The following is an 8273-nucleotide window of genomic DNA, read 5'->3' on the forward strand; positions in this document are numbered from 1 at the left end:
AAATTGCTACTCACATTAGAAAATTGAATTGAATAATCTGGCCATTTTGGGCCTGACTTGATCTATTGCAATTTATGGCAAAAGCGGCCCAAAACAATTTATTATCTTAAGCTACCTTTTGTTTTACCAAAATTCTCAACAAAAACCGTATCATTTCGAACTTTAGTTTTTGAATAATTTATTGGTGGATACTCGAGGTGATTCTGAAAATACCACCAAAGTAGCTGACCTTCAGACTGTCTCAAAGAGTTACCAAAATTCCTAAAGGGGCTAACGAATATTGATATAGGACCATATTTAGAAACTATATGGTTAAACTTAAGGTTGTTTGCTTTAGATGTTGAGTGCAGGTTTGCATATTTATAGTACCGACTCTTTATCGAGTTCTTAGTTTGGCCAATGTATAAAATTCTGCTTTTCCCACTTAGTCTTGGGATTTCTTTTGACGCGGCCCAAATATATACGATTTCTTTGTATTTTGATGCCTCAGCTGATCCGTAAACTAGCTCAAAACTATCTTTTGTGATCGATTCAATTTTACCTGGCAATTCAGTAAAACCAGTCAGGTCACCACTTAGATATTTATGGTTTAATTCCATTATTCGCCGACAATTACTCTAATTTCCTAACACGGATTTCTCTATAGTGTTCCCATTGTATAGGTGACTTACTACAGAAAATATTTCAGGTTTATTTTTTTGTAGAATTTCGCCGTCCAATTTTGAATATACATAAAATGAAGAATAAAATGTTCCCCAAAATCCAACGGACAGAATAAGAATATCTGAGAAAAATGTTTTAGGTATATACCAAAGATCACTGAGTTGAGCATAAGTCATAATCCATGCAGAAACATCAACCATCTCAGACCTGAAGTTTTCCACACATACTACCCAGATACTTATGGCTGCAAAAGTCCCGATGACAAAACACTTTCTTTTGATCAAAATATTTAAGTAACTATCGATTTCTCCAAGATAATCACCGTAACGGAGGTGCACTACTTTTTTGATATTGTTTATTTCACCCTCTAGCTTTTCTACTAATGAAGAGAGCTTATCCAAAGTTATTTGCTTCTTACTTCTAGCTTTTGCAATTTCGATTATTAGCTTTTCTTCTTCTAACCTTAACTCTTTTATTTTATCTGTCGCCGCAACCCCTGCCTTACTCCTTTTGCTTAATGATCCGTTTTTATTGGTAGAAACCCCATTGGAAATAGCTTCCTCCTTAATTCTATTAGCCTTAGATGTAAGCTCTTCCTTTTTTTCTTGAAGCTTTAAAATAAGTTGTTCGACAGGTTCCAAATTTCTATAAGCTTTAGCTGTATAGGTTTTTATTGAACCTTCGATATGATCAATTTTATCAAGCTCGTCTTTAGTAGGTCCCATTTGGCTTTCAGTTGGTAGACTGACCTGAGCTCGATCAAATAGCAAACCTACTAACATTGTAATATAAGCAATTATACCGAGAATGCCGATTAAGACCCCCGCTACAGCTACAATATAAAATAAAATAAGTAGTTTGATTGTAGGTGCTGCTGCACTATTATTTTGTCGCATAAATATTTCCTTTATCCAATGCGCTTAAGTCTATTACTAATTATGGGGAAACTGCGGTAACCTCGAACGGGAATCATGTCAGGAGAAAATATTTCGCCTTCCTTTTTATAGGTTACTCGAGATATCAAAGGAATTGCCACCATTAAAAAGAACACTGCTAAGGCTCTATTTGTTTTTCTTTGTTCTCGTTTATCACCCGAAGGATTCATTGTTTGCCAAAAAGCTAAAGCCACCAGGGAACCCCAGGCTATTTTAGTCGGAACAATAATCGGCAACATCCAACGAATACCGCTTTTCCAAGTTCTATGAATTACGTACAGCATAATAAAGACGGCTGGTCCCAGTACTAAAAACAAGTGTAGGTTACCGTGAATTCCTACCATCCTGCATACGAACTCCATTGCAAAAGGGATGGCTACAACACCTAGACAATAAGCTACATCATCATAGTCATAAAATACTGGAGTTTTACGCATAACGCCTAATATTGTTCCTATGGCTATACATAATATCGTCACTATTATTAAATGACTCTTCCACATAGACTTTTCAAAGACTGCCATCTTTTCTTCTATTCTGGTTAAAGCGTTATCTTTCAATTCTATGCTAGTGATCAATTGAGCAAGCTCTTCAGCTTTTGTAGGGTCAAATGCTTGATTCGTTGTTTCAGAAATATAATTTTGAAGCTCTTGGTAAGCATTTTTACTTTTGAGAATCCTTTCTCTCTCTGGGATGAGCTGATCGGAAATTATTCCATCTATAATATTAAAGTGGCTTTCAACTTTCTTTATGACGCTTTTGTTATCAGAATTGAGTAGCTCACGAAGTCTTGCTCTGTTATTTTTATAATTTTCAAGGTTAGCAATTAACCGTAGCTTTTTATCTCCATCCTTTTCTTGCTTAACTTCCAGAAAGCTCTCGTTAAACCAGTTATATGACTGGGCTATTGCGTCATCTGTATGTACTTCTTCTGCTAATATATAGTTTTCTATTTTTTTAAGGTTGCTCTCTAATGTCAGGATAAATTCTTCTCGGCCCTTATCATAACCCGACCTCCCATAGTACGAATGAACCATTCCTTTTTTCAAATTCATACACTCATCGAACTTACTTAACCAATTATCTTTTCGGATTTCAATATTCTGAAATGACGCATCTGGGTGGTAGCGGTCATATAGCTTTCCTCCATTATCCCTGTAATCTTTTGTCCTGGTTAGCCACTCGATCGGCTTTTGTACCAAGTAATATGCTTGATCACATGAAAGCTCACTTAGGCTCAAATGATTTGGTAAAGATGCTTGTGCTTGGGGGAGAAGAAATAAACCAGTAAATATGAGAAAGATTTTTATTGTCCGCACTACTATCCCTTTCTATGCTTATTGAATTGCTATTGTAGGTAATTAAAGTGTAGTGATGAAAAGTTTTTTTTCAAATACCGTCACTAGTGTCCGGTTAAACATAACTAATCTCCAGTTCTAACTGAGGTGTTATTTTTCGGCCGTCTTTTTTTCTACCCGGATCAGGATGAAGTAACTCCTCTATTAACCTCCGGCTAGTCAGATTTAGGCTCATTAACCTCGCTATTTTTTGGAGCGAAAATCCACATTGAATGCCAAGCTGAGTTAACTTCAATAGCAAGTAAGCAATCATTGCCACAAGTACCTGGATCATCACCGCATTTTCACTTCTTCCCAGAAAACGTTTGATCTTCAGGTTCTGTTTAATCCACTTGAAGAATAACTCAATTTGCCAGCGCTGCTTATAAAGATCAGCAATGTCTTCAGCGCTACGCTTCAGGTCATTACTGATAAAAACAAGGACTTTCTGATCTTCTTCTCTCTTGAATGTAATGCGTCTTAAAGGGATCGGGCAATCTTCTTTTGCCTGATCCGAACTTAACTGAATAACCTCATCCGATAGCACTGACTCAGTCCTGGTTTTTCTGGTCTCGATCACTTCATAACATGCATTACTTTTCAGTCTTCCCACAAACGTGGAGCCCATCTGATCTAAGGAGTAATACCAGCCATAGTCATTGTAGGCGCGGTCTACCACGTAGATTACTCCTGACATCATGGGCAAGTTTGTGAGTGCTTTACGGTCATTGATCTTGGCATGAGTCATCTCAAAATAGGTGGGTACATCTGCCTTTGGATCATAGACCGTATGTAGCTTAATACCTGCCTTTGTGGAGCGAAATTTAGCCCATTCAAATTGATTCAAATTTAAGTCAATGGTCGTGGAATCAATAAGCCTTACCATGTCACTAGTTTCTTTGCTTGGAATATGTGCTCTCACTTTTCCCAACAGAAAAAAGAACGTTTCCTGAAAGATAGCAACGGGTCGATTTTTGTTGGCATCAGATAAGGATGAACGCCTTATGGCTCGTGTTCCCAGATGGTAATGATGGGCCTGTTTACTGTTAAAGCTATCCTCAAGATCCCGCAAAGACTGCCTGCCTGATAGCTGGCAAAACAATAATGCAATCAGTTGATCCCAGCAATTTAGGCTGCGTGTTCGATGGTCACCCTTATAACGGTCAACGGTAGCTTGGAACCGGTGACGAGGTAAAAAATTTAGAAGCTGATGGAAGACGGTGTTACGATGTTTCAAGCCTGAATCCTTTGTGGTGAAATTGCTGTCTCGACAACTGCTATTTTACCGCATGTCAATGGATTCAGGCTTCTTAAAGCCCGTTCACTTTTTTTAACCGGACACTAGTGAAATACCGTACTACTTTCAATACAGTCCTTCTCACCTTTGCTATCCGTCATCCCGGCACAGAAAAGGTCCTCAATGACCGTGATGCAAATGGCCATAACCTTCATACGAGGATGATTATTAGGCCAATTTTGACATGCGTACCAGTGACCTATACTGATTCACAGAAGCCACCAGATAATGGTCCGCTAATCGTCTGAAGCGAACCAAGACGGCAGCTGCTTACTGATGACCTTTATCTTCAATTTATAATTCAGCGTCTCTAAGCCGCAAAAGCTATGCGATCACTCATATCCAGAGTAAATAATCCGTACGGGTTGATATGGCTATATATCAAAGGGCTTAATGCCCGATAGTCTTCAGGTATCAGTTTCGAACGTATCGCGTTATCGGATAGCACATCTTCAATCATCAATGTGTTGACGTAAACCAGGCAGCTTTGCAGTAGATGTAGCGAGAGTATTGATATTTCCTGATCTTTTGTTGAGTTTGTCGCAATTTCTCCACTTTTACCGTAGAAAATAAATGAATTAGCGCTGTTCCAGTTTTCAACTACATTCAAGCCTTCGTGAATTTCTCTCCTAAGTTCTTCTGAACCAATATATCGGCAAAGAAAGATCGTTTTAATGACTCTACCCAGCTCAGCCAATGCCTTATAAGTTGGGTGTTGAACATTGTTTCGAGTAAAACGACGAAGAATAGATTCCGGGTCAGCATTACCTTGTTTTAGTGCTGTCGTGTATTTGATCATTTCATCGTATTGCTGAGATATAAGGTTCCAGTTGATGGGCTGTTTCTTTAAAATTGGTTGAAGGTTGTCGTATTGGTTCGGGGTTTCTTCTCCCGTTAACGATAGTTTTTGTGATGCAAGAGCTTTGAGTCTTGGAAGCAAATCAAAACCCAGTAGGTGACAAAAAGCAAAGCCAACTTCACTTTGACCATGGGAATCAACAAATTGTTTGTTTACTTCCATATCAGTGCAGTGACGCAATACACCTTCAATCATTGATGCGACTTCTGACGACGAGCAGCGTTTAAGTTGTGAATAAATGCAGGTAGAGTTTTTCTCCACATGCCAATAAATCATAACCCCTCTTCCTTGGTAACGGATATGCCACTCGGTTAATAGATTTGCATCCCAAGCCCCGATCTTCTTAGAGTCTGATGCACAAGCAGTGGTACCTTCTCCCCAAATATCAGGGTTTCGTGCTCTTAACGTTGCGTTTACCACATCTCGAATAGCCGCGCGAAGGCTGTCTTTATGTACAAATTGATTTCTAACGTGCAGCAGCTCCCGATAACCAAAACCATGTGGGCCATCTGCAAGTCGCTTTATTCCTGCATTTGTGCCTAACGCGTAAAGTACGAGGAGTAATCTCCTTTGTATTTCATCTCGGCTTAATCTCTCCCGAGAGGCAACACTTGAAAAGCGGGAGGTAAAGTCGATACGTAAGTCTGACTCTTTAAGAACGTCAAGCAGACTTGTCATTGGCCATTTTTCTTGGATGGAGCTTTTTATAGAAAGAATATTCTCTGGATCTGGCAACGGCTCGTAAGGGGAAACACTGATGCGGTTTTTCCCTTGGGGTTTTAGTCTTACGTGTTTGTTTTTTGGGATCGTATTGTTCAGATGTGAAAGCGCTGCTCCCATATCACTCTTTAATTGAGAGACAAACTCGGCAGCATCTTGGGTATGCCCTAAAATCTGATAGTAAGAGTTTCGCTTTTCTTCAAAGTCAGTCGGCAGATCTTCATCCGGGTCACGATATTTGTCTGCACCTTCTACCCAAATTTCCTTACATCTCAGTTTCTCGCGGAGCATTTGAAGAACACAGATCTCGTAATTAATGCGATTGATGCGCCGAGTTTTACCTTGCTTCTCAATCACAACCTCTCGCCATTTTGGCTTAATGACTCCATCGATAGGAACTCGATCATTTAAAATTATATATTGCTGCTTACTTTCTCGATGGTCGGCTATCCATTCTAAAGCCTCTAAAACTGGGCGATGTAATGTATTGTTGGATTTGAATTTCAATAGCTCCAAAAGCTTAGGGAGCATTCGTCGGTAATGGCCACCATATGATGAACGGATTAAGGTATGAACTTGGTTTTTGTACCCTGAGCCAGAAGATTTAAACTCTTTAACTAGGTTCGTTAACGTCGATTCACCGGCTATTGGATAAATAACTTCTTGCACTGTAGCGCTTGGTTTTTCCAGCGAGGCTTCTGCAATTCTAAAAAGTATCGTGTTTTTGCCATACACCTTTTGAAAATCTTTGAGCATAGACTTTACGACCTTTTTCTCTGCGCGAGCATTAAGCCGATGAACTATCTGGCAAAACAAATCAATTAACCCATCTATTGCTTCTCTTTGCCGAGAAAAGCACAGCATGGCCAGCATTGCGTACTTAGAGGATTCAGGATGCCTTCTAACTTCCCAGGCATTTTCTGAAGCAACCCGTTGACGATAACGAGAAACTATTTTCTGAGGTACGGCAGAGAGTACCTGTTTATCAAGATTCAGCGAGTTTAAGAAACGAAGCTTTTTACTTTCATTTATTATGCTGTCTAAGCTCATTCGCCCCGGCTCAGATTTAAGCTCTGAGTAATTTAGACCTGATGTATTTTCTGAAATTAGAGCATCAAGTTTTTCTTTTGCGCTCGTGGATAATGAAACTGAGATTTCATTGAAAAGCCGCCGCTCGAACTCGCTAACAGAAGATGCAATCAGTCTATCGAGCTCTTTCACTGCTGGCAGCTCCACTTTGTTCTGATGAAACCACTCGGCCAACCTAGATCCGAGATCTGTTTGTTCACTATTATTTGGTAAATGCTCGCAAACCAACCATTCAGAAGCTTTCTGTTTATCAGTGCTTGTTACCTTACGAATTCCAAGGAACTTTAGTAAGGTTTCTCGATGACGGCGACCAGATCTCCCAATCCAGTCATAATTGTCAATGTCGGAAAGGTCAGCATCTAGCTGATCACACAAATATTTCAGGGGCGCAGCGGGTATGTCAGATGACTTGTAGGGGAAATTACCGGTGTTCTGGTAGTACTTCAATTGAGCGAACAGACCCAACAGACTTTTACCTGGTTTGCTGCCTTTTAACTCGAGCTCTTTAAATGAAAGTGTCCAGTGGTTTGTGAGCTCTTCGAGATCCCAAAGCTTTTTCATGCCTCATTCCTTTATATTTTTATTTTAAGAATGAGGAGAGTACAAAAAGTTGGCCGCTATCGCACCTTAGAGTGTATTACCCCAATAAGAGCGTAGTGATATGCCAGTTATCAATATTTTGAACGACGCAGAAAGACTGTTGTTCGACACTCCTCCTAGATTTTCCAAGGAAGATCGTCAACGTTACTTCTCGATTCCATCTGAACTGAAATCAAGCATCACTCGAATTCATCCGATCGAAAGCAGAATTGGCTTTATTTTGCAGCTTGGTTACTTCAGATCTCGAGCTCGCTTTTTCAATTCTGCCCAATTTGGAAAGCGCGATATCAACCATGTGGCTAAAACTTTAAGCGTTGAACCCCCTACTTCATTGACTAGCTACGCTGGATCTTTAGTTACCAGGCATAGAATCAAGATTCTGGATTTCCTGAACTGGGAATCTTATGACAGTAGTATGACTGAAACTCTAGTAGGTTTAGCGCTGAATTTTGCTGCTCAAAAAGAACAACCAAAATTCATTTTCGACGCGCTTACAGATGCTTGCTGGAAACACCAAGTAGCCATTCCGAGCTTTAGTGAATCCCCCTGTGTCAGGATAGTTGTCGCCTCTGTTAATTTTTAATAATTGAATAGGAGGCGGTAAGAGAATATGAGTGAAGCATTATTCAAAAGAGTTTAAAGAAGCCATTGTTAAGAAGTGGCTTGAAAGTGGGTTATCATTAAGAACGTTTTCAGCCCAGGAAAACATAAACCTATCCACCTTGTATTCCTGGCGAGATAAATTTCAATTACCAGGTTCAAGTGTGACAAAA

The 8273-nt window shown here is 39.6% G+C and carries 6 protein-coding genes; 2 read left to right on the forward strand and 4 right to left on the reverse strand.

The genetic code is table 11. The annotated features are described in order from the left end of the window. Positions 1-617: 617 nt before the first annotated feature. The 4 genes from A3729_RS04250 to A3729_RS04265 all read right to left on the reverse strand — a co-directional run bounded on the left by A3729_RS04250 (position 618) and on the right by A3729_RS04265 (position 7461). A complete protein-coding gene (locus A3729_RS04250; RefSeq protein ID WP_068633247.1) occupies positions 618-1559 on the reverse strand; it encodes a hypothetical protein in 942 nt (313 codons plus the stop codon). Positions 1560-1570: 11 nt separating this feature from the next. After that, entirely contained in the window at positions 1571-2917 is a 1347-nt protein-coding gene (locus A3729_RS04255; RefSeq protein WP_068633249.1) for a hypothetical protein, read from the reverse strand. A gap of 94 nt (positions 2918-3011) precedes the next feature. After that, on the reverse strand, positions 3012-4172 hold the full coding sequence (locus tag A3729_RS04260; protein ID WP_068633251.1) for an IS4 family transposase: 1161 nt from the start codon (positions 4170-4172) through the stop codon (positions 3012-3014). A gap of 370 nt (positions 4173-4542) precedes the next feature. Beyond that, the gene (locus A3729_RS04265) at positions 4543-7461 is read right to left on the reverse strand and encodes a Tn3 family transposase (RefSeq protein WP_068633254.1); all 2919 of its coding nucleotides are present in this window, start codon (positions 7459-7461) and stop codon (positions 4543-4545) included. 100 nt (positions 7462-7561) lie between these two features. Between A3729_RS04265 and A3729_RS04270 the strand changes: the two genes are divergently transcribed. Beyond that, positions 7562-8083 (forward strand): DUF4158 domain-containing protein, encoded by a 522-nt coding sequence (locus A3729_RS04270; RefSeq protein WP_068633257.1) that lies wholly within the window; start codon positions 7562-7564, stop codon positions 8081-8083. 31 nt (positions 8084-8114) lie between these two features. After that, positions 8115-8273: transposase (locus tag A3729_RS34455; RefSeq protein WP_156497649.1), on the forward strand; the 159-nt coding region annotated here is incomplete at its 3' end.

Source organism: Oleiphilus sp. HI0043, assembly GCF_001634935.1.

What these genes read in the sequence shown, in the direction of transcription:
- A3729_RS04250 (WP_068633247.1), bottom strand. Translation starts at nt 1,559, where the DNA reads ATGCGACAAAATAATAGTGCAGCAGCACCTACAATCAAACTACTTATT.
- A3729_RS04265 (WP_068633254.1), bottom strand. Translation starts at nt 7,461, where the DNA reads ATGAAAAAGCTTTGGGATCTCGAAGAGCTCACAAACCACTGGACACTT.
- A3729_RS04270 (WP_068633257.1), top strand. Translation starts at nt 7,562, where the DNA reads ATGCCAGTTATCAATATTTTGAACGACGCAGAAAGACTGTTGTTCGAC.